The 20,353-nt window shown below is 44.7% G+C and carries 17 protein-coding genes and 2 pseudogenes; 8 read left to right on the forward strand and 11 right to left on the reverse strand.

Annotated elements, in window-relative coordinates:
• Nucleotides 1–91: 91 nt before the first annotated feature.
• Nucleotides 92–3,184, forward strand: a complete 3,093-nt coding sequence (locus AB4138_RS04010; RefSeq protein ID WP_372180765.1) for an error-prone DNA polymerase — start codon at nt 92–94, stop codon at nt 3,182–3,184.
• 333 nt (nt 3,185–3,517) lie between these two features.
• On the opposite strand, the gene AB4138_RS04015 is transcribed toward AB4138_RS04010, so the two are convergent.
• Entirely contained in the window at nt 3,518–4,459 is a 942-nt protein-coding gene (locus AB4138_RS04015; RefSeq protein WP_017062139.1) for a chemotaxis protein CheV, read from the reverse strand.
• Nucleotides 4,460–4,627: 168 nt separating this feature from the next.
• The gene (locus AB4138_RS04020) at nt 4,628–5,845 is read right to left on the reverse strand and encodes an ROK family protein (RefSeq protein ID WP_017062140.1); all 1,218 of its coding nucleotides are present in this window, start codon (nt 5,843–5,845) and stop codon (nt 4,628–4,630) included.
• A 319-nt stretch (nt 5,846–6,164) separates the two neighbouring features.
• Here AB4138_RS04020 and pyk point away from each other — a divergent pair, with 319 nt between their 5' ends.
• On the forward strand, nt 6,165–7,613 hold the full coding sequence (pyk, locus tag AB4138_RS04025) for a pyruvate kinase (RefSeq protein ID WP_372305054.1): 1,449 nt from the start codon (nt 6,165–6,167) through the stop codon (nt 7,611–7,613).
• Nucleotides 7,614–7,772: 159 nt separating this feature from the next.
• On the opposite strand, the gene AB4138_RS04030 is transcribed toward pyk, so the two are convergent.
• Nucleotides 7,773–8,987, reverse strand: a complete 1,215-nt coding sequence (locus tag AB4138_RS04030; protein WP_136982864.1) for a patatin family protein — start codon at nt 8,985–8,987, stop codon at nt 7,773–7,775.
• A 41-nt stretch (nt 8,988–9,028) separates the two neighbouring features.
• On the reverse strand, nt 9,029–9,118 hold the full coding sequence (locus AB4138_RS04035; protein WP_100214626.1) for a YnhF family membrane protein: 90 nt from the start codon (nt 9,116–9,118) through the stop codon (nt 9,029–9,031).
• A 145-nt stretch (nt 9,119–9,263) separates the two neighbouring features.
• Here AB4138_RS04035 and AB4138_RS04040 point away from each other — a divergent pair.
• From AB4138_RS04040 to AB4138_RS04065, 6 genes and pseudogenes are all read left to right on the forward strand, one after another.
• Nucleotides 9,264–9,557, forward strand: a pseudogene (locus tag AB4138_RS04040) (porin family protein); the annotation flags it as partial.
• A 235-nt stretch (nt 9,558–9,792) separates the two neighbouring features.
• Nucleotides 9,793–10,017 (forward strand): hypothetical protein, encoded by a 225-nt coding sequence (locus tag AB4138_RS04045; RefSeq protein WP_372305057.1) that lies wholly within the window; start codon nt 9,793–9,795, stop codon nt 10,015–10,017.
• The gene (locus AB4138_RS04050) at nt 10,014–10,382 is read left to right on the forward strand and encodes a hypothetical protein (protein ID WP_372305059.1); all 369 of its coding nucleotides are present in this window, start codon (nt 10,014–10,016) and stop codon (nt 10,380–10,382) included. Before AB4138_RS04045 ends, AB4138_RS04050 begins: the two co-directional genes overlap by 4 nt.
• A 327-nt stretch (nt 10,383–10,709) precedes the next feature.
• A complete protein-coding gene (locus AB4138_RS04055) occupies nt 10,710–12,116 on the forward strand; it encodes a trypsin-like serine protease (protein WP_372305061.1) in 1,407 nt (468 codons plus the stop codon).
• Nucleotides 12,117–12,258: 142 nt separating this feature from the next.
• On the forward strand, nt 12,259–12,963 hold the full coding sequence (locus AB4138_RS04060) for an EAL domain-containing protein (protein WP_372305063.1): 705 nt from the start codon (nt 12,259–12,261) through the stop codon (nt 12,961–12,963).
• A gap of 197 nt (nt 12,964–13,160) precedes the next feature.
• Nucleotides 13,161–13,469 (forward strand): annotated as a pseudogene (locus AB4138_RS04065) (porin family protein); the annotation flags it as partial.
• Nucleotides 13,470–13,561: 92 nt separating this feature from the next.
• Here AB4138_RS04065 and AB4138_RS04070 read toward each other — a convergent pair.
• The 7 genes from AB4138_RS04070 to pabC form a co-directional block, all read right to left on the reverse strand.
• Nucleotides 13,562–13,966 carry a hypothetical protein gene (locus AB4138_RS04070; RefSeq protein WP_017069043.1) on the reverse strand — a complete coding sequence of 135 codons (405 nt, stop codon included), beginning with the start codon at nt 13,964–13,966 and terminating at the stop codon, nt 13,562–13,564.
• Between the two features lie 228 nt (nt 13,967–14,194).
• Nucleotides 14,195–15,625: a PTS glucose transporter subunit IIBC gene (gene ptsG / locus AB4138_RS04075; protein ID WP_017062145.1), complete on the reverse strand. Its 1,431-nt coding sequence runs from the start codon at nt 15,623–15,625 to the stop codon at nt 14,195–14,197.
• A gap of 445 nt (nt 15,626–16,070) precedes the next feature.
• The gene (locus tag AB4138_RS04080; protein ID WP_017067206.1) at nt 16,071–16,838 is read right to left on the reverse strand and encodes a TatD family hydrolase; all 768 of its coding nucleotides are present in this window, start codon (nt 16,836–16,838) and stop codon (nt 16,071–16,073) included.
• Nucleotides 16,829–17,794 carry a DNA polymerase III subunit delta' gene (locus tag AB4138_RS04085; RefSeq protein ID WP_372305065.1) on the reverse strand — a complete coding sequence of 322 codons (966 nt, stop codon included), beginning with the start codon at nt 17,792–17,794 and terminating at the stop codon, nt 16,829–16,831. Before AB4138_RS04085 ends, AB4138_RS04080 begins: the two co-directional genes overlap by 10 nt.
• 6 nt (nt 17,795–17,800) lie before the next feature.
• Nucleotides 17,801–18,433 carry a dTMP kinase gene (tmk, locus tag AB4138_RS04090; protein WP_372122651.1) on the reverse strand — a complete coding sequence of 211 codons (633 nt, stop codon included), beginning with the start codon at nt 18,431–18,433 and terminating at the stop codon, nt 17,801–17,803.
• A 10-nt stretch (nt 18,434–18,443) separates the two neighbouring features.
• Nucleotides 18,444–19,460, reverse strand: coding sequence for an endolytic transglycosylase MltG (gene mltG / locus AB4138_RS04095; protein ID WP_372305068.1), 1,017 nt, complete (start codon nt 19,458–19,460; stop codon nt 18,444–18,446).
• Nucleotides 19,457–20,335, reverse strand: a complete 879-nt coding sequence (gene pabC, locus AB4138_RS04100; RefSeq protein WP_065583975.1) for an aminodeoxychorismate lyase — start codon at nt 20,333–20,335, stop codon at nt 19,457–19,459. The genes mltG and pabC overlap by 4 nt, the downstream gene beginning before the upstream one ends.
• Nucleotides 20,336–20,353 lie beyond the last annotated feature (18 nt).

Here is a 20,353-nt window from a genome sequence, read left to right on the forward strand (position 1 = left end):
AGAAACTTTGTTAGCTCCTCCGTTCTACTTATTCAATTTCAGCGTCCCTTTTCAATCATGTTCACTCGCAATGGTTAAGTGAGATCACATTATGTCTCAGCAATACTCAGAGCTTTTCTGTCAAAGTAATTACTCCTTTCTAGAGGGAGCTTCGCATGCGGAAGAGCTTGTTTTACAGGCCGACTTCTTACGCTACAAAGCACTCGCGGTTACTGATGAGTGCTCAGTCGCGGGCATCGTTAAGGTTCACTCTGCAATCAAGCAACATAAACTGTCACTCAAGCAAATTGTCGGGAGCATGTTTTGGTTAAATGAAGAGTGCCAAGTGATCTTGATATGCCCAAACAGACAAGCCTACGCCGAGCTGTGCCGTATAATTACCAACGCGAGACGTCGTAGCAGTAAGGGACATTATCAGCTCTCTGAGTGGGATATCATGTCGGCTAAGCACTGCTTTATTCTTTGGCTTCCTCAACAGAAAAATGAAGACGCGCACTGGGGGCAATGGCTATCTCAGCACCATTCAGGTCGGCTGTGGATCGGCTTACAAAGACACCTAAAGCAAACCGACCAGCAGTACACAGATTACTGCGTTGAGCTGTCACAACATCATCAACTGCCGATAACAGCTTGTGGTGGCGTGCTAATGCACAATGCTAACCGCTTACCCTTACAGCACTCACTCACTGCGATAAAGTACCAAAAGCCCATTACCGAAGTGGGCAGTCACTTACTCGCTAATGCCGAGCGCTGTTTACGGAGTATCAATAAGCTCTCTCATATCTTCAAAGCGGAGTGGCTAGAAGAGAGCAACCGTATCGCTGAGCTGTGTGAATTTGATTTAAATAGCTTGCGATACGAATATCCCAGTGAGCTGATTCCTCAAGGGGAGACACCCATGAGTTATCTGCGCATGCTGGTCGAAAAAGGAAAACGAGCTCGCTTCCCACAAGGTGTACCTGACGACATCCAACAAATCATAGATAAAGAATTGGGATTAATTGACGAGCTTGACTACCCTTTCTTTTTTCTCACCATTCACGACATCGTGATGTTTGCCAAAAGCCAAGGCATTCTTTACCAAGGTCGAGGTTCAGCGGCCAATTCCGTGGTCTGTTACTGCTTAGAAATCACCTCTGTCGACCCAAGACAGATCTCGGTGCTGTTTGAGCGTTTCATCAGTAAAGAGCGCGATGAGCCGCCTGATATTGATGTCGATTTTGAACACGAACGTCGTGAAGAAGTCATCCAATACATCTATAAAAAATACGGTAGAGAACGGGCTGCACTTGCTGCAACAGTCATCTCTTATCGCTTCAAAAGTGCGGTGAGAGATGTGGGGAAAGCATTAGGGCTACAAGAAACTCAGCTCGACTACTTCATCAAGAACACCAATCGCAGGGACAAAAGCTTAGGTTGGCAGGCTCAGCTCACTCAATTAGGGCTACAACCTGATTCTTTGAAGGGGCAGCAGTTTATCCACTTGGTTAATGAGATTATCGGCTTCCCACGTCACTTATCTCAACATGTCGGTGGCTTTGTCATATCCTCAGGGCCTTTGTATGAGCTGGTTCCCGTCGAAAATGCAGCGATGCACGATCGAACCATTATCCAATGGGATAAGGATGATCTAGAAACCTTAGGCTTGCTGAAAGTTGATGTGCTCGCGTTGGGTATGCTCTCTGCGATTCGTAAATGTTTCGACCTGATCAAACGTATTCACGGGCGATCACTGACCATTGCTGAGATCACTCGCCTTAAGGACGATCCTCAGGTTTACGGCATGATTCAGCGAGCAGACACAGTCGGGATATTCCAAATTGAGTCACGCGCGCAAATGAGCATGCTGCCAAGGCTTAAACCGAAGACTTATTACGACTTGGTGATTCAAATCGCTATCGTACGCCCAGGCCCTATTCAGGGTGATATGGTGCATCCGTTTCTCAAGCGTCGAGATGGCATTGAGCCAATCAGTTATCCATCTAAAGACGTGGAATCAGTACTGTCGCGCACCTTAGGTGTACCGATATTCCAAGAGCAAGTGATCAAACTCGCGATGGTCGCTGCAGGGTTCACAGGCGGAGAAGCAGATCAACTCAGACGGGCAATGGCCGCTTGGAAGAAAAATGGCAACGTCTTTAAGTTTAAAAACAAACTCATCGAAGGAATGCAAAAGCGCGGCTATGAGACAGAGTTTGCTGAGCAGATCTTTAAACAGATATGCGGCTTTGGCGAGTACGGTTTTCCTGAAAGCCACTCCGCTTCGTTTGCGGTGTTAGCGTATTGCTCCGCTTGGTTGAAATGCTACTACCCAGAGTGCTTCTACGCTTCTCTGTTGAATAGCCAACCGATGGGGTTTTATAGCCCTTCACAGTTGGTACAAGACGCACAACGACACAATGTGGTGATACTTCCGGTATGTGTGAACGCTTCTCAAAACGACCACACGGTTGCCCCTCATCAGAATGGTCTAGCGATTCGCTTAGGGCTGCGACAAATCAAAGGATTCAGCGAGCATGGAATTCAAAGCGTGCTCGCCAATCGTCCACCATCCGGTTATCGCCACCCTAGTCAGGTGAAACAGTTATCGATGAATAAGAAAGATATCGAGCTACTGGCATCGGCCAATGCGCTACATAACGTTTCTGGAGACCGCTTCCAGACTCGCTGGGCGATCATGGACTCGGCGTCGGATTTACCTCTGTTTAGCCAAGCCTATGACGATGCTGAGGCAGGACATGACGAACATGTACTGCACAAGCCCAATGAGATGCAAGATCTACTCGAAGACTTCACCAGTGTCGGAATTTCATTGAACAAGCACCCCATCACTTTGCTCGAAGAAGCAGGACGATTAGGTCGATTCACACACATGAAAGATTTAATACAGCAAAGACACAAATCTATGGTCACCGTTGTCGGATTAGTCACAGGTAAACAATCTCCCGGCACCGCGGCAGGTGTCACCTTTGTTACGCTGGAAGATAGCACTGGCAATATTAATGTCGTGGTATGGGGAGCAACCGCACGCGCTCAACAGCAAGCTTATCTCACAGCCAAGGCGTTAAAAGTACAAGGGATATTAGAAAAAGAAGGTGAAGTCGTGCATGTTATCGCGGGAAAACTTATCGATATTACCGATGAAATTGTTGGCTTGAAAACCAAATCTCGGGATTTTCATTAGCGAAGTACCAACTGTTCTCAATCGATCATTGGCTAAAGAAAAGAGAGAAAGAAAAACGAAAAAGGGAAGCATCCGCTTCCCTTCAATTCCAGTTGTTGAGTTATGACTCAACTTCAGCTTCCGTACGTCTTTTCTTAAATTCCCTATACAGTAATAAGCTCAAAGTCATGACGACTTTAGACGTTAACCATATCATTAAGAGGAACTACCTTAGATTGTGTGTGAAAAGTTACGCTAGTAGTTGAGCATATTTCGTTAAGAAAAATATGCTGCGTGAATATTAGCAAACGTTGTCTATAAGGTCACTCAAAACAAACCGTACAGCAGCATTAATTACAAAATCTGACGCATTCGCTCTTGAGTCACTTCAACCAAGAGGTCTGGCTGGAACTTAGAAATAAAACGGTTACACCCTACTTTCTCAACCATAGCTTCATTAAAACTTCCGCTTAATGAAGTGTTTAGCGTTATGAATAGGTCATGCATTCTTGGGTCAGTACGTACTTCATGTGTCAGTTTATAGCCGTCCATTTCAGGCATTTCAGCATCGGTGATCATCAACAATATTTCTTGATTGATGTCTTTGCCTTCATCACACCAGCCCTTAAGTAAGGTCAGTGCTTCTAAGCCATCACAACACTCAATAATGTTCAAACCCAGCTGCGACAAGGTGCCTTTAATTTGGTTACGCGCTGTTGAAGAGTCATCAACGATAAGCACATTGCGTCCTATCATCTCCTGAGCTAATTGTTCATCTAAAACGCCTTCAGAGATCGAGACATCGTAATCAATGATCTCAGCCAACACTTTCTCAACATCGATGATCTCGACGATCTTGTGCTGCTCTTCTTCTTGAATATGCGTAATAGCGGTTAGGTAGTTTGCACGGCCTGTTGTCTTTGGCGGCGGCTGGATTTCTGTCCATGTCGTGTTCACGATATTACGAACTTGCCCAACCAAGAAACCTTGTACGGTTCGGTTGTATTCCGTAATAATCAGGTTGCTCTCTTGAGACTCCGCACGAGATGGCGGAAAGCCAATGGCACTGCGTAAATCGATAACAGGCACCGATTCACCACGTAAAGACGCAACACCCGTAATATGATGATGAGAGCCCGGTAAGCGAGTGAGTACTGGCACTTTGAGGACTTCTTTCACTTTAAATACGTTAATCGCAAATAGTTGACGACTATTTAAGCTGAATAACAAGAGTTCCAGACGGTTTTCACCGACCAGTTTGGTTCTCTGATCAACCGAATTTAAAACGCCAGACATACAACACCTTAGTGACAAATAATAACTGTGGCTACAATAGCCTACTTCAATAGGTTAAAGCAAAGCGCCAATGCACAGAATGCTTAAACTAAGTACAACAAATGATGTTATACAAAGCTTAAGTACATGGAAAGGTTCAAGGTAAGGCTACAAGACGAGAAAAAGGGGTTAACCTTCAATAACTTTCATTAACAGTTGGCCATCGTATAAGGCCTGCTTGATGAGCGCAGCACCTGGCATGGTTGCCTGCTTATAAAAACGAGATTCCACCAGCTCTAAGTCTTTATGGTAAACCGATAGACTCTGCTCTTCGATACACTTTTGAATCGCCGGGTATAACACGCTCTTCGCCTGATTGATAACACCACCCACCAAGATTTTCTCTGGGTTGAACAGGTTAATCACAATCGCAATCGCAGAACCTAGATAACGGCCTAACTGTTCAATCACTTCGACAGCCAGCGGATCCCCATTAGCAGCGGCAGCACAGATCTGTTCAATAGTGACGTCTTCAAACACCGTTAGCGTTGATTCTTCACCATTTACCAATCTCTCTTTGACTTGCTCACGGATTGCCTGAGAACTCGCCACCGTTTCTAAACAGCCTCGATTACCACAGTGGCAAAGCTTGCCTTCCTTGTCGATCTGGATATGCCCCAACTCACCGATGTTACCGTGACGTCCTTGCAGAACGCGACCATCAAGAATGATCCCGGCACCTAAACCGTGGTGAATCGAGATAAGAACAGAGTTGTCGTTGTCTTGTGAGTTACCAAACAGCTTTTCTGCTAATGCCCACGCTCGGGTATCATTGGCAATAAAAACTGGCAAACCGGTTTCTTTGTAGATCTCCGGCCCCAACGCTAAGTTTTCAACGTTATAGTGCGGCATCTGCAACACAATACCTTGCTCTGAATTCACCAGACCTGGCAGTGTGATAGCGATACTCGTCACCCTGTCGAGTTGCTCGGCATAGGTTTGGAAGAACTCATCGATTTCATGGAGAAGACGCGCAAGCACATCGTCTTGATCACGTTCATGGATATCAATCTTGGTATCGATAAGCACGTCGCCGCCCAATTCATGGAGCGCGATCGTCAAGTATCCGCGACCAAGGCGCATCGACAAAAATTGCCAACCTTCGTTATTGGTTTGCAGACCGACAGCAGGACGCCCACGAGTCGTGGCTTCTTGAACCGTCGTTTCGTGAATAAGGTGAGCTTCAATGAGTTCACGGGTAATTTTAGTAATACTCGCCGGAGCCAACTCACTTTGCTTGGACAGATCGATACGAGAAATAGGACCTTTAAGGTCAATTAGTTTATATACACGACCAGCATTGACCTGTTTGATATGATCAATATGGCCCGGTTGAGCCATGTACATTTTACGCTCCAGAAATCATCAACGAGGTAATTTTTTTACTTTGCGAAGTAATTGTGAAGTCACTTGGTATATCGCCGTGACCAGTATCACGTATATACATGAATCTTTGTGTATCGAGTCAAATAGTTCGAGGAAAATTAACACCCACATCGATAATTTGCGACTTAATTTTCAGAATAAAACATCGCATTTGAGCCCTGAATTCAATAATTAAAGGCAAATCAAGAAATATCCTCCTAGCTCCCAATAAATTATCAATTAATGCATATACTTAATTCAGTCTTTTAAAAGATTACTTGGCCTCACTCTAGGAGTATTCATGACAGCAGAATTAAGAAAAACGAAAATCGTCACAACGCTAGGCCCTTCTACTGATAAAGGTAACGTGCTTGAAGAGATCATCAAAGCCGGTGCCAATATTGTTCGTATGAACTTCTCTCACGGCACCAGCGACGACCATATACAACGCGCAGAAAAAGTCAGAACAATAGCAAAAAGACACGGTACTCAAATCGCCATTCTCGGAGACTTACAAGGTCCCAAGATTCGTGTGTCGACATTCAAAGATGGCAAAATCCAACTTGCCGTAGGCGACCTGTTCACTCTCGATAGCAGCCTAGGTTTAGGTGAAGGCAATCAAGAAGCCGTTGGCCTTGATTACAAAGAACTGCCTAACGACGTATCCGCCGGCGATATACTGTTGCTTGACGATGGTCGTGTTCAACTCAAAGTAACCAAAGTGGAAGGCTGTCGCGTTCATACCGAAGTCATCATTGGCGGCCCACTCTCAAATAACAAAGGCATCAACAAAAAAGGGGGTGGCCTTTCCGCAGAAGCGCTAACAGAAAAAGACAAGCGCGACATCGTCACCGCCGCACAAATCAAAGTGGATTACCTAGCGGTGTCTTTCCCTCGTAATGGTGAAGACATGCACTATGCTCGTCAGCTTGCACGAGAAGCCGGCTTAGAAGCTCACCTCGTCGCAAAAGTGGAGCGAGCAGAGACAGTAGCTACAGTTGAGAACATGGATGACATCATAATGGCCTCAGATGTGGTCATGGTGGCTCGTGGTGACCTCGGAGTGGAAATTGGCGACCCTGAGTTAGTCGGAGTACAAAAACAGCTTATACGCCGTGCCAGAGCGCTTAACCGAACTGTCATCACCGCAACTCAGATGATGGAATCAATGATTTCTGCGCCAATGCCAACCCGTGCCGAAGTTATGGATGTTGCCAACGCCGTACTCGATGGCACCGATGCTGTGATGCTGTCTGGTGAAACTGCAGCTGGTGACTACCCAGTCGAAACCGTAAAATCGATGGCTGAAGTCTGTATTGGTGCGGAAAAAATGGCAGGCATTAATAACCAATCCAATTACCGTATTGACCGCACCTTTGTTACTGCCGAAGAAACCGTTTCGATGGCGACCATCTACTCTGCAAACCATATGGAAGGCATTAAAGGCGTTGTCACTCTCACCGAGTCAGGCCGCACCGCACTGATGATGTCTCGCCTGAGTGCCGACATGCCGATCTACGCGCTGTCTCGTAACGAAGGAACGCTTAATCGCTGTACCTTATACCGAGGTGTGACACCAATCTACTTCGAGACAGAAGCCGAAGACAGCTTTGACATTGCACTATCTACACTCACTTGCTTGAAAGAGAAAGGACACCTTAAGTTTGGTGACCTAGTGATCGTCACTCAAGGCGACATTATGGATGTAGCAGGGTCAACCAACTGTATGAGAATCTTGCCTGTCACCTAATATTTGACCTTAAGGCGAAACGATTCGCCTAATCTCAAAAACTTAAAAGGGTTATCGAACCAAGTTCAATAACCCTTTTTCATTTCAGAACACGACTCACTAAAATCTGCTTAAACAGCATAACGAGCTCACAGTATGCTAGCTCATCAACTTCGAGAATTACTTGCCAGCAGCAATGGTGGCTAACTGTGGCATATGAGAATTGCGCGCGTTTTCCGTTGAGGTATAGGTCTCCACAAATCGGTAACCGGCTTCTAAACCCAATTCGTAATCATGCAGTAAATCATCTTTATGACTCATTAATGAGCTCGATTTAAGCGTTTGACTAGGTGCTATCTGAACCACAAACGCGTCGTCTGGTGGCGAATTCAAAAAATCCTGAGTCAATGAGTAGGTCTGATAATGCACCATCAGCATGTCAGCCAACCCTGAATCAAACTTATCTCCGATTAAATGACTTAAGCGATAAATATCATCTGCACCAAATAGCCAGCGACCACCGTTCAGCAGGTCTAAATGCCCACGGTCACGCTTCTGCTCTTTTGAGCGCATAATTTGTTGTTGGAAGAAAGAGGTCCAGTCGGTTTTCCACTGTTCCACTTTCTGTTGCCAATGGCCTTGAACACTGTCGAAAGATTCGCGGAACCACTCCAGTTCTTCTGCAGATATAGGTTTAGGCGCTTTGACTGAAGATCCCTTAACTGGTGCTTCAACCAAATGGGTATTACCTTCCTCCACCACTGGCTCAGTACGAATCACCACAATAGAACGAGCTTGTCTTCGCCAGGCTTCCTGAACTGGGATACACGCCGATACACCACCGTCCACATAAGCACTGTCACCAATAAAGACTTCGTCATTGTACAAGCGAGGAATAGCACAGGTCGCAATCATCACCTTGTACCAATCTTCGCCCAATAATGGGAAGTAGTGGTCTCGTAAGTCTTTGGAATCCGTTACAGCCGCATAGAAGTGGCGATCGCCTAGCGTTTGTCGCCCTAAATCCAGATCGAGCTTATATGGGTAAGCCATGATTTGTTCTAGCGCCCATTCTAATCCTAGGTTCTTTCTGTGTCGTATATAGGAAAAGAGATTGAAGAACTCTGGTGAGGTTGTGAGGTCGAGAACAAAAGAACGTCCAAGGCCTTTATCACGGCACAGATAAGCACATAAGTTGAGAGCACCTGCTGAGGTACCAAAAAATTCGTCGAAGGGGTCAAAATTTGAGAGAAGAAAGGCATCCAGCACTCCAGAAGTAAAAATACTTCTCTGTCCGCCACCTTGAGCGACCAGTGCTGTTTTTCCAGCAATAAACTTAGCGTAATAATCCAAGTCTATTGCTGTATCAATATTGGTTATAATCCCACTGTTCATTATTCCCTGAGTATCAAAACTCAGCCTCGCAATAGATGGTATTAACTACCAATCGCAATAAAGCCAAATGAAAGAATGATCATGTAGATAAACACGGTAATTTGTAGGGCATTTTTCAGATTATGGTCCATAGACACCTCTGGCTTATTATTAATTTGTCGAGTCTCTATTTAAGTACTATCAGGTGTGTGAAGTATCTTCAAGAATCGTCGAAATTAGTCTCACAATATTGATGTAACCATCACAATTAGTAAGTGTATGGATAAGGATATACTCATGAATAACAAAGCAAATATGATGGCACTGATTACGCTTCTCTCCGTTTCAAGCGCGTATGCTTCGCCGGAGATCATCATTACACCTATGGTAGGTTATACCGGCGGTGGCAGTGTCGAAGACCAGGACGGTAAAACCTATGACATGAAAGGCTCTGAAAATTACACCTTTGCCATTGAAACGCCACTTGAAAAAGGACGCATCGGCTTCTTCTACTCCAATCAGAGCTCGGAATTAGAAACGCTTAACCTAAGCTCCTCCATCCAATACCTGCACCTTCAAAGCAGCATCTTCAGATCATTGAAATGGAGGTTGATAACTTTGAACAAGAGATACCACCAAAGCCTGATGATGGTGCCTACACGTGGCAAAACGACCAGAAGCCACTAAGTCAGCTTTACACTTGGCTTGGGGGAAACGCTGAGATCATTCGAAATAGTATGCCCTATCAGCACCGCATTATTCGCAGCGTTAAGTCAGTCTCGATGAGCGACTTAATTGAACATTGCTCGCGGGTTGGGGGGGGTAAGTGAGCCGATTAACGCCAGATGAGCGCATTGATGTGGGGCAAAGACGACTGTTGCCCTACAAGAGTAACCCTTTACTTTTGGGGCGAGGGATTGGAGTGATGGTACAAGAACAGCTTTGGCCTTCACTGATTGCGAATGAATACATTTGGCAAATCGCTCAACTGAAAGGTAAAGACTTTGCAGAATTAACCCTAAAAGGGATGAGAGATAAGGAATTAACATGATTGAAACCGTTCAAGCCGAGATCGATAAATTACACGCCAAAAGCAACATTGAACTTTATGTGACGATGGCTTTATCAACAAGTCACTTAACCGAGCAAGACGCTGAACAGTTGAGTTTTTTTGCTAAAGATCAATCTAATTCATGTCAAGTCATGGAGCGCGAATACGGATTCTTCATTAAGTTGCTAACCGCCGAGCCTGAAGATTTAAAAAACGGCACAGACGATATAGTAAACCTGAATAGATTCGAGTCGATGAGTGATTGGTTCAACATTATGATGGCTTTTGCCACCGCAAATCGAATTTCACTTATTGAGTTTGATCGTGATGCTAGTACCAATAAATTGTTTGAAGTGTTTGATTAATTAGGCGCGAAGAGCAAAGGGCATAAACTAGATTAAACGTCACTGACGACTTGCGAAGTGTATTTTCCATGATGATATAGATGTATCAGCAACACGAATTTCGGAGTCATACCATGTTTAATTTCATCAAAACCGCCGCCAAAGACTTAGCTTATTTCTTAATGAGTGTCTTGCTTGAAAGAGTTTTTGCGCTGCTATTCGCACTTTTAATTTACATGCTTTTATTGGGATAACAAAAAGGCTAACATGCAAAAGCTTGCGCCCTTAAAAAGCTATGAGATATTAGAAACTTAACGACCCGCATTAGATTCAAGGAATACAGAACATATGATGTTAAGAAAAACTACAATTGCTGTCGGTGTGCTGACAGTGTTAACGAGCTTAAATGCCAGTGCGGTACGCATGGGAACGGACGTTGCCGAAGCTGACTACCGCGACCATACAGTACGCTTTGAAGTCTCTGATCCAGAGGGGCTAACATCGACCTGTGGCGGCTTACTGATTTCTGGCGAATACATCCTTACGGCGGGACACTGTACTGGTGATAGTGCTTACACATCGAATTACACTGAATACCTGCCTTGGCTTGACAGTGGGGCGTCTAATTCCATTACCGTTTACAAGGGCGTTGAGCGATATGCTGACGGGATTAGCACCACCTATTCAAACCTTGATGTCTACGGTACATTTGAATCTGCCTACAACTCTATGTTGAATGAGTTAGCCTACATTGAATCCGTACATGGCGCGTCGAAATTCGCATTTCAACATGTCTGGTTTAATTTGGATTGGGCGCGTATTTCAGGACAACGAGATATTGCGCTCATTCAGCTTTCAGAAAAAATACCGCAGCAACATCAAGCAGCCATTAAGCCTATTTTTGATAGTATCAGCGAAGCGTTTTATTTAGAAACAGGGGATACGTTTACCTTTCGTGGTTGGGGGAACGATGAAACAAATTCAGCTCCAACCGTAATGCAAGAAACCACGCTTGAGATCCCTTTTGATAATGCCGGTTACAACCCTAGTAAGGCTGTTGATTCATTAGATACCACCACCAACTGTGATAGTTCATCTGTCGAATGCGAATATCGAACATTTGATTACCTTATCGTCAAACCGACTGTGGTGAGTGGAACGGCAAGTTCAGGGGATTCAGGCACACCGATGGTCTTAGATGGTAACGCTTTAATGCTAGCGACTTCTGAGTCTTTCGATCACACTCAAAATATGTTTGCAATCATTGGCATGTACCTAGAAAACATTGCTACTGCCATCAACAAAGTCACTGCGCCGTCAGAAATGATTTTTGATATTGTTGAGAGTGATACCAACTCAATCACCAGTACATTTAAAGTGCAAAACCTGACTCAGTTTACCGACTACGTAGCCCCTAGCTTAACGGGTGATATGGACAATTTCACGGTCACTGGCTGCAATGTAAGCCTCGACACTTACGAGTCATGCGAGCTTACCCTGACGGTTAACCCAAACGGCGTAGCTCAAAGCACTGACAGTAACGTAGAGCTTTATTTAAACGATACCAATAACACCATTATCCCTATCAGTTCGGTAATAGCAAAAGAGTTACCCGAAGATAACGACGGTAGCGACGGTAGCGACGGTAGCGACGGTAGCGACGGTAGTGGCAGTGGTGGCAGTAGCGGCGGCTCAACAGGACTGTTTTCGTTATTTGGGTTACTCGCCCTTACGCGATTGAGAAAGTCGAAGTAACATAGAAACCCACATGGTTCATCCGTGTGGGTTTTCTTAAAAGTGACAAATTTTTCATGATCGTCAAAACACCCAACCGAAACACCAACACCCTCTCTATCGAGAGCAACGGCGCGTACACGGCTCAATACCATGACATGACATGACATTGACCAGCGTCTATCAGCCTATCTATGATTCAAATAACAAGAAAATCGGCTTAGAAGCCCTTGTGCGAGCGACCGATTCGACGGGTAAAAGCATTCCTCCAAACGCCATCTTTCATAATGAGAGCATTGCAGAGCGAGATTTGGCTAATATCAGCAACCTTTGTCAGCTAATCCACCTTAAAAACTTTGCGACTGCTCGGCAGAAAAGCAAAAAGAACTGGCTATTATTTCTCAACCTATCCCCTACCTGCTGTGAAGACATTGCCATTGGTAGCATTAACGATTTCTACAAAAAGCGATTTCTCAGGTCGCTTAACATGCGCGCAAACAATATCATTATGGAGTTTATCGAAACTCCATATGACTCGAATTACATTCTTGGCGTTGCCTCGCAACAGCTCAAGAACGACGGGTTTAAAGTGGCGTTCGACGACTTTTCCGGCACCGATAGCGATCATGAGAGATTAAGTCAGATAAGCCCTGATATTGTTAAGCTGAATATGTCATTGCTAAATCGATACATGTCGGGTGACAAGTCACCTCTTATGCGCTCCATCAAATCTGCTAAACTCATTGGTGCAAAAACTCTTATTGAAGGGATTGAAACGAGAGACGCTTTAATGAGTATGAAAAAGTTAGATATTGACTATTTTCAGGGGTACTTTCTCGGCAGGCCCGAACCGCTAAAACCAAAATAAAGGATGTGTTTACCATGGTAGGTGTGATTGAAAAAGGCGATTTGTTGCAACGCATGACTGACATTGAAAACCTCGATTCTTATCTCATTTCCATTTTATCCAATCTGAAATTAGTCCAATCTTCAATTCAAGACATTCCGCAATTCGAACGCGGGGCGACTCTGCCTGACAAGATCACACCGACCGAAGTCAAGCTATCCAAGTACTACCCTGCTTCGCCTGTGTTGTCGGGTTATCTAGGGCTAGGCCTGGGTGCTTCTTACGTCGATGTAGACTGGGCAAAAGATAAGTATGGATTCTCAACTTCTATCTTTGGTGGCTTAGAGTACAAATTTAGTGACCGACTAGCGTTGAACACACAAGTACGTTGGTTAGGCACGGTTGTCGACAACGATACCTCCGGTGTTTGTACTATCCCAAATAACGGGCAAGAGTGCATCATTCGCTTTGATACCGACTGGATGAACCAATTCCAAGCCAATGTCGGACTGAGTTTTACTTTCTAAGCGGCTCAATGAAGCAAAAATATAAGATCGGCCCAAACTAAAAAACCAGCTAAATGCTGGTTTTTTCATTATTAAAACGGTTTTAGTTCAGGTTAGAACTTATAGGTAACACCTAAAGCGCCGCCCACTTGCAACTCAACACCTTTATACATATCGAGTTCAGGGTGAACTTGAGCGTAAGCATTCCAACCTTCGTAGAAATTCACTTTCACGCCTAACGGCAAGCGTAAGCCAAAGTCGTCATTCCATTCAGCCCAAGCACCAGCACCGACGTACCAGCTCAACGGAGCTTCAGTCTCGAACTGACCACGCTTCAAAATGTAATCAAAGGCAGCGCCGTCATTGCCAATCGTAGCACGGTATTTCTGATCAAATTCCACAACGACACTCAGGTCTTGGTCAACGGCAAGTCCAACTTCCAAAGCTGGAGCTTCAGAAGCGTGAGCAAACGAGGCTCCGCTGCAGCACATAAGGCCGATCAAGTAACGATGTTTCATAATATTCTCAGACTGTGTTTAAAAGCGGTAGTTTACTGGAATAATAACGAAAGGTGTCATCGCTAGGTAAAAGATAAAAGACACGAAAAATTTAAGAGCAACCATCAACTGATCGAGTTGAATGATAAGTATCTGAGTTAATGGAGATTAAGCACAATAGATCTTTCATAGAGCAGAAAACAAAAAAGGAGGCCTTTCGGCCTCCTTTCAATTTATTGAATCAGAGAATTAACCGTTGTTACGGATCCACTCATCCATGTCTGTCTTAAGGTTGTCAGACTTAGTACCGAAGATAGCTTGTACGCCACCCGCTACTACTACAACACCTGCAGCGCCTAGTTTCTTCAGCTTGTCTTGGTCAACAAGAGCTGTATCAGCTACTGCAACACGTAGACGAGTAATACAAGCGTCAAGACCAGTGATGTTCGCTTTACCACCGAATGCAGCAACTAGCTCACCAGCAAGTTCAGAACCAGTCGCAACTGACTCTTCTTCAGTCTCGTCTTCACGGCCTGGAGTTTTAAGGTCTAGAGCTTTAATCACAGTGCGGAATACGATGTAGTAAATTGCAGCGTAAGCAATACCACATACAACCATTAGGCCCATCTTAGACGCGTTGCCAGATAGAACTAGGAAGTCGATTAGACCGTGTGAGAAAGATGTACCGTGTACAAAACCTAGAGTGTTCGCAAGAACGTATGCAGAACCAGCTAGTAGAGCGTGGATTGCGTACAGTACTGGAGCAACGAATAGGAAAGAGAATTCGATTGGTTCAGTGATACCCGTTAGGAATGAAGTCAACGCAGCAGAAGCCATGATGCCCATTACTTTAGCGCGGTTTTCAGGCTTAGCTGAGTGTGCAATCGCGATTGCAGCAGCAGGTAGACCGAACATCTTGAACATGTAACCACCAGCTAGCTGACCGAAGCCATTGCCCGCTGCACGAGATGCGTCATCAGCAACTAAGTAACAAGTAAGAACACCGTTTTGAGTTTCGCCAGCAGCGTTTACACAAGTACCAGCTTCAAAGAAGAAAGGTACGTTCCAAACGTGGTGAAGACCAAATGGAATTAGAGAACGCTCAACGATACCGTAGATACCAAACGCCACTTGTGGGTTTTGGTGAGCAGCCCAATCAGAGAACGCAGAGATAGCGCCGCCAACTGGTGGCCATACTACAGATAGTAGGATTGCTAGACCAATCGCAGAGAAACCTGTGATGATTGGCACAGCACGCTTACCAGCGAAGAAGCCAAGGTACTCTGGTAGTTGAATACGGAAGAAACGGTTGAATGCCCAAGCAGCAACACCACCGACTAGGATACCACCTAGTACACCAGTATCGATTTTATCAACGCCCATTACACCAGCCATTACGCCAAGTGTAGCAGTCATGATGCCGTAACCAACGATAGCAGCTAGACCCGCTACACCATCGTTGTTAGTAAAGCCAAGTGCAACACCTACTGCGAACAGTAGTGCCATTTGACCGAATACTGAACCACCAGCTTGTTCCATTAAGTTTGAAACGATTTCTGGAATGAAAGGAAGATCTGCTGCACCGACACCTAGCAAAATACCCGCAACTGGTAAAACTGATACTGGAAGCATCAGAGACTTACCAACTTTCTGCAGGCTAGCAAAAAGGTTCTTAAACATGTTTATGCTCCTGATAAAGATAAAATAATTATATTGGGTTCTAACGGCACACCCCCGTAGCCTATATGTTAGCACCCTGCGAAAATGTAACCATGTATTGCATTATATTTTCTGCCGCTAAATATATATTGATGGGGAACTAACTTTCTAGTCACTTACGAAATTTAGTTTCAAAACACGTCTTGGATCACATGTCAAATCTAGAAATGCAATCCTTTACAAGCATTTAATCAATTGAAATATATAAGTATTTTTCAATAGTCCTATTATTTTACTGAGTAAATAAAATAGGAGCGAATGTTATTTTTAGTAACAAAATTACAAATGTTATAATTAGCGCTCTCAAGTTCAACATAATTCGTAAACATTAAAAAAAAACCTATTTTTAGTGATCAAAAACACAAAAAGGGAGCTTTCGCTCCCTTTTATTTGTTTACTTAGATTTTTATCGCAAAAAAAGTTTTTGGTAATTTTTGGTCGTTTGTTCGGCAACCTCTTTCATCGACACACCTTTTAATTGCCCAATGTAGGCCGCCACTTCGACGACATATGCAGGCTGATTCTGCTTCCCACGATATGGAATGGGCGCCAAATATGGAGAATCTGTCTCGATCAGCAACCTGTCTAGCGGTAGGTTCTTAACAACTTCTTTAAGTTCTGTAGCCTGCTTAAAGGTCACAATGCCTGAAATTGAGATATAGAAACCTAGTTCCATTGCTGCTTCAGCGAACGCTTGATCTTCGGTAAAGCAGTGAATCACACCACCACACTTCTCAGCTCCGCCATCACGTAAAATAGCTAATGTGTCTTCACGTGCGTTACGAGTGTGAATGATCAAAGGTTTATTCAGCTCAACGGCTAACTCAACATGCTGCTTAAATCGTAGCTGTTGCAGCTCCGCCGTCTCTGGTTGGTAGTGATAATCTAAACCTGTCTCTCCAATCGCCACAACCTTAGGGTTGCTCGCGTATTCACGCATTGTCTCTAGGCTGAAATCACTTTCAACATCGAGAGGGTGAACGCCACAAGAGGCTTTAACGTTATCAAACGGCGAGATCATCTCGAGCATATTTTCAAACGAATCGAGTGTCACACCGACAGAAAGCAATTGGTCTACGTTAGCAGCCTTCGCCTTGTTAACCACATCTTCTACGCTGGTGTGTAAATCTTGGTAATCCAGTTTGTCTAAATGACAGTGGGAATCTACGAACATGTTTCCTCGCAAGTGGTTATCAGCCAATTCATTATGAGTAGCTCCGTATTGAGCCCAGGGTGTTGCTTTAACTGCTCAATCAATGTCAGCAGTTTATTCGATGCTGCATAAGCACTTTGATAAGACATCGCCTCACACAGTGCTTTCGCACTCGGAGTGAAAGCCTGATTCGCCAAACCAAAATGCAGCTTCTGTACATCTGACAATAGATGCCAAAGCCAGCCAAGTTGAATCAAAGGGTCTTTGCTAAGCTCTGTAGAGAACTTTAGCATGTCAGGTTGAGTGCCTTTTATCACATTCACAAAGCCATCGAGCGCTTTTGTTGAAGCTTCAACGTCACCTTGCTCAAACATCGCTTTTGCTTTTAAAGGCGCGTTGTCATTGAGTGCTAAAATATACTGCGGTACCGCTTTGCCCACTTCACCATCTAACCACGCTGATGCTGTCTCTAACTGCGGACTAACCACATTGAATTGCTGACAACGGCTAATAATAGTCGGCATTAAGCGATTACTGTTACGAGTAGACAGAATGAAGATGCACTTGCTTGATGGCTCTTCCAGAGTTTTCAATAGTGCGTTGGAAGCCGATTCGTTCATTGCTTCAGCAGGGTTAAGCAAAATAACGCGCAAACCACCTAACTGAGAAGACTCTTGAGCCCAGCGGTTACTGGCACGCACTTGATCAACCGTGATCGACTTACCTTCTTTCTCGGGTGAGATCACATGAAAATCAGGATGACTGCCCGACTTCATTAACTCACAGCTGTGGCAAAACCCGCACGACTCGCTTTCATAGTTCGTGCACATCAATGCGTCGGTAAGTTGGCTAATCAAAGCATCAACGCCGAGCCCTTCCGGTGCATTAACAATCACAGAGTTAGGAAAACGCTCCACATCGAGACTTTTTTTCCACTCACTCCATACCGGTGTGAGCCAAGAATACACTTCAGCCATGACTACCTACTGTTTGTCGAGCCAAGCAGTTAGCGCGACTTTAATATCAGCGGCTACTTGCTCAATTTCTTGCTGCGCGTTAATCACAAGTACAGAATCATCTTGTTCTGCAATTTCTAGATAGCGCTCACGCGTGCGGTCGAAAAATGAGATGTCCATCTTTTCAATTCTATCAAGCTCACCACGGCCTCTAGCACGCTCTAGCCCTACTCTAGGGTCTAGGTCCAAATATAGCGTTAGATCGGGTTTAAAGCCGCCTAGCGTGGTTGCTTTCAGTGATTCCATAGTCGTGCGCGCGATCTGGCGACCACCACCTTGGTATGCCTGTGAAGACATATCATGACGATCACCCAATACCCATTGACCATTGGCGAGTGCCGGCTTGATGACGTTCTCGACTAATTGAACACGTGCTGCATACATCAACAGCAATTCAGTCATGTCTTGAAGCTTCTCGCCTTCGTGCTCTTCTTTAACCAATGAACGCATCTTTTCAGCTAAGACAGTACCACCCGGCTCGCGAGTATTAACAATATCTTCAACATCCGATGCTTTTAATGTCTCAACGATGGCATTGATTGCTGTGCTTTTGCCAGCGCCTTCAAGGCCTTCAACCACGATAAATTTCGACTGATTCATAATTATTTCTTTATCTGTTTTTTCTTAATTGCTTTAAGTAAGCTCGCACTGCACGGTTATGCTCAGTCAAACTCTTTGAAAATACGTGACCACCTGTTCCACTCGCAACGAAATACAAGTAGTTGCTCTTCTCTGGATTCAACGCCGCGTTGATAGACGCTTTGCCTGCCATAGCGATAGGTGTCGGTGGCAAGCCACTCATTGTATAGGTGTTGTAAGGCGTTGGCGTGCGTAAGTCTTTCTTACGGATGTTGCCATCGTAGCTGTCACCCATGCCATAGATAACCGTTGGGTCAGTTTGCAAACGCATACGCTTGTTTAGACGGTTAACAAACACAGAAGAAACACGCTCACGTTCTGACGCAACAGCGGTCTCTTTCTCAATGATAGATGCAAGAATTAACGCTTCGTATGGCGATTTAAGAGGCAGCTTATCCGCTCGATTTTCCCACTCTTCATTCACCACGCTCATTAGGTCTCGATGCGCGCGCTTCAACAAATCTAAATCAGTGGTGCCGTAGGTGTAGTGATACGTTTCTGCTAAGAAGAGACCTTCTAGCTTTTCGTTTTCAATACCCAACTTTTCAGCGATCTCTTTTTCAGAAACGCCATCCAATGTCTGTTGAATGAATTCGTTGTCTTTTAGCTGAACAAGCCATTCGTCAAAACGACTGCCTTCAACAAAGGTAATAGTAAACTGGTGTTCTTTCCCTTCTACAAGCACCTTTAGCGCTTGCTCTAAGGTTAAACCCGGTTCAAGCAGGAAAGTACCCGCTTTTACGTCTACAAGCTCAGGATGTAACTTACGGATTAATTTCTCGTAAGGAGAAGCCTCAAACAGCCCCTCGTTAATCAACTGGGCTAGAACGCGGTTAAAGCTGCTACCTGAAGCAACAGTCACGACTTGTGGTTTTTCTAATTGAATACCTTGTTTCAGGTTATCTTGCGCTTGGTTGTAAACATAAAAACCAGCAGCACCGGCTGCAATTAAGCACAAGATAATAAAAATAAATAACTTTTTGATCACGAGTTTAGTTGTCCTTGAAGGCTACGAGTAACGGTTCCAATGTTAAATTGGGTATCACTAATACGGGTAACTGGGGCAACCCCTAAAATGGAGTTTGTCATGAAAACCTCATCAGCTTGCATGAGTTGAGATAAGCAGTAGTCACTAATTGTAACGGAAAGTTCAGCCTGATTCAGCGCGGTTAACACTTGCTTACGCATAACCCCCGCGACACCACTTTGAGTGAGTTGAGGTGTGTATATCGACTGACCTTTGCGCCAGAACAGATTGGCCATGGTGGTTTCAATCACATTGCCCGATATATCAAGAACCACACCATCCACTTCATTAGCTTGATCCATTTCATCTTTCATCAAAATCTGCTCAAGGCGATTATTGTGCTTATGGCCAGCCAGTAGTGGGCTCAAACCTAGCGCTTGATGGCAGATACCGAGTTCAACACCGGAGTCTTGCCACGCTGAATAATGGCTTGGGTAATCAAAGGTACTGATGGTGATTGTCGGCTTGGCGATATTCTTGGTACTGTAGCCACGCCCACCCGCTCCACGACTAACGTGCAGCTTGATCCCTGCTTTTTGATTATGAGGCTTGTTGGCGTTATGGAGCTTCTTTGAACCATCAAGGCTCTTTGTGCCATGAAGAGCGTTATGTTGGATGTGTTGAAGCGCAGTATCGAGCCAAAGACTAACAACATCCCAATCAAGAGCAGAAATGCGTAGTGCTTTAAGGCACTCGTCGACACGGTGCTGATGATCGTGAAGATGTTGTATCTCACCATCACTCACGAGCATTGTCGTAAAACAGCCGTCTCCGTACTGAAACGAGCGATCCAAAATATCGATAGTTTGCTGGCTTTCTCCATCAACCCAAAACATGTTTTTCCCCATAAAAAG

This window comes from Vibrio sp. 10N.286.52.C3, assembly GCF_041468865.1.
Taxonomy (GTDB): Bacteria; Pseudomonadota; Gammaproteobacteria; order Enterobacterales; family Vibrionaceae; genus Vibrio; species Vibrio crassostreae_C.

Coding starts and splice junctions, on each gene's coding strand:
- AB4138_RS04010 (WP_372180765.1), top strand. CDS start 92: ATGTCTCAGCAATACTCAGAGCTTTTCTGTCAAAGTAATTACTCCTTT.
- AB4138_RS04015 (WP_017062139.1), bottom strand. CDS start 4,459: ATGTCTGGCGTTTTAAATTCGGTTGATCAGAGAACCAAACTGGTCGGT.
- AB4138_RS04020 (WP_017062140.1), bottom strand. CDS start 5,845: ATGTACATGGCTCAACCGGGCCATATTGATCATATCAAACAGGTCAAT.
- pyk (WP_372305054.1), top strand. CDS start 6,165: ATGACAGCAGAATTAAGAAAAACGAAAATCGTCACAACGCTAGGCCCT.
- AB4138_RS04030 (WP_136982864.1), bottom strand. CDS start 8,987: ATGAACAGTGGGATTATAACCAATATTGATACAGCAATAGACTTGGAT.
- AB4138_RS04035 (WP_100214626.1), bottom strand. CDS start 9,118: ATGGACCATAATCTGAAAAATGCCCTACAAATTACCGTGTTTATCTAC.
- AB4138_RS04050 (WP_372305059.1), top strand. CDS start 10,014: ATGATTGAAACCGTTCAAGCCGAGATCGATAAATTACACGCCAAAAGC.
- AB4138_RS04055 (WP_372305061.1), top strand. CDS start 10,710: ATGATGTTAAGAAAAACTACAATTGCTGTCGGTGTGCTGACAGTGTTA.
- AB4138_RS04060 (WP_372305063.1), top strand. CDS start 12,259: ATGACATTGACCAGCGTCTATCAGCCTATCTATGATTCAAATAACAAG.
- AB4138_RS04070 (WP_017069043.1), bottom strand. CDS start 13,966: ATGAAACATCGTTACTTGATCGGCCTTATGTGCTGCAGCGGAGCCTCG.
- ptsG (WP_017062145.1), bottom strand. CDS start 15,625: ATGTTTAAGAACCTTTTTGCTAGCCTGCAGAAAGTTGGTAAGTCTCTG.
- AB4138_RS04080 (WP_017067206.1), bottom strand. CDS start 16,838: ATGTTCGTAGATTCCCACTGTCATTTAGACAAACTGGATTACCAAGAT.
- AB4138_RS04085 (WP_372305065.1), bottom strand. CDS start 17,794: ATGGCTGAAGTGTATTCTTGGCTCACACCGGTATGGAGTGAGTGGAAA.
- tmk (WP_372122651.1), bottom strand. CDS start 18,433: ATGAATCAGTCGAAATTTATCGTGGTTGAAGGCCTTGAAGGCGCTGGC.
- pabC (WP_065583975.1), bottom strand. CDS start 20,335: ATGTTTTGGGTTGATGGAGAAAGCCAGCAAACTATCGATATTTTGGAT.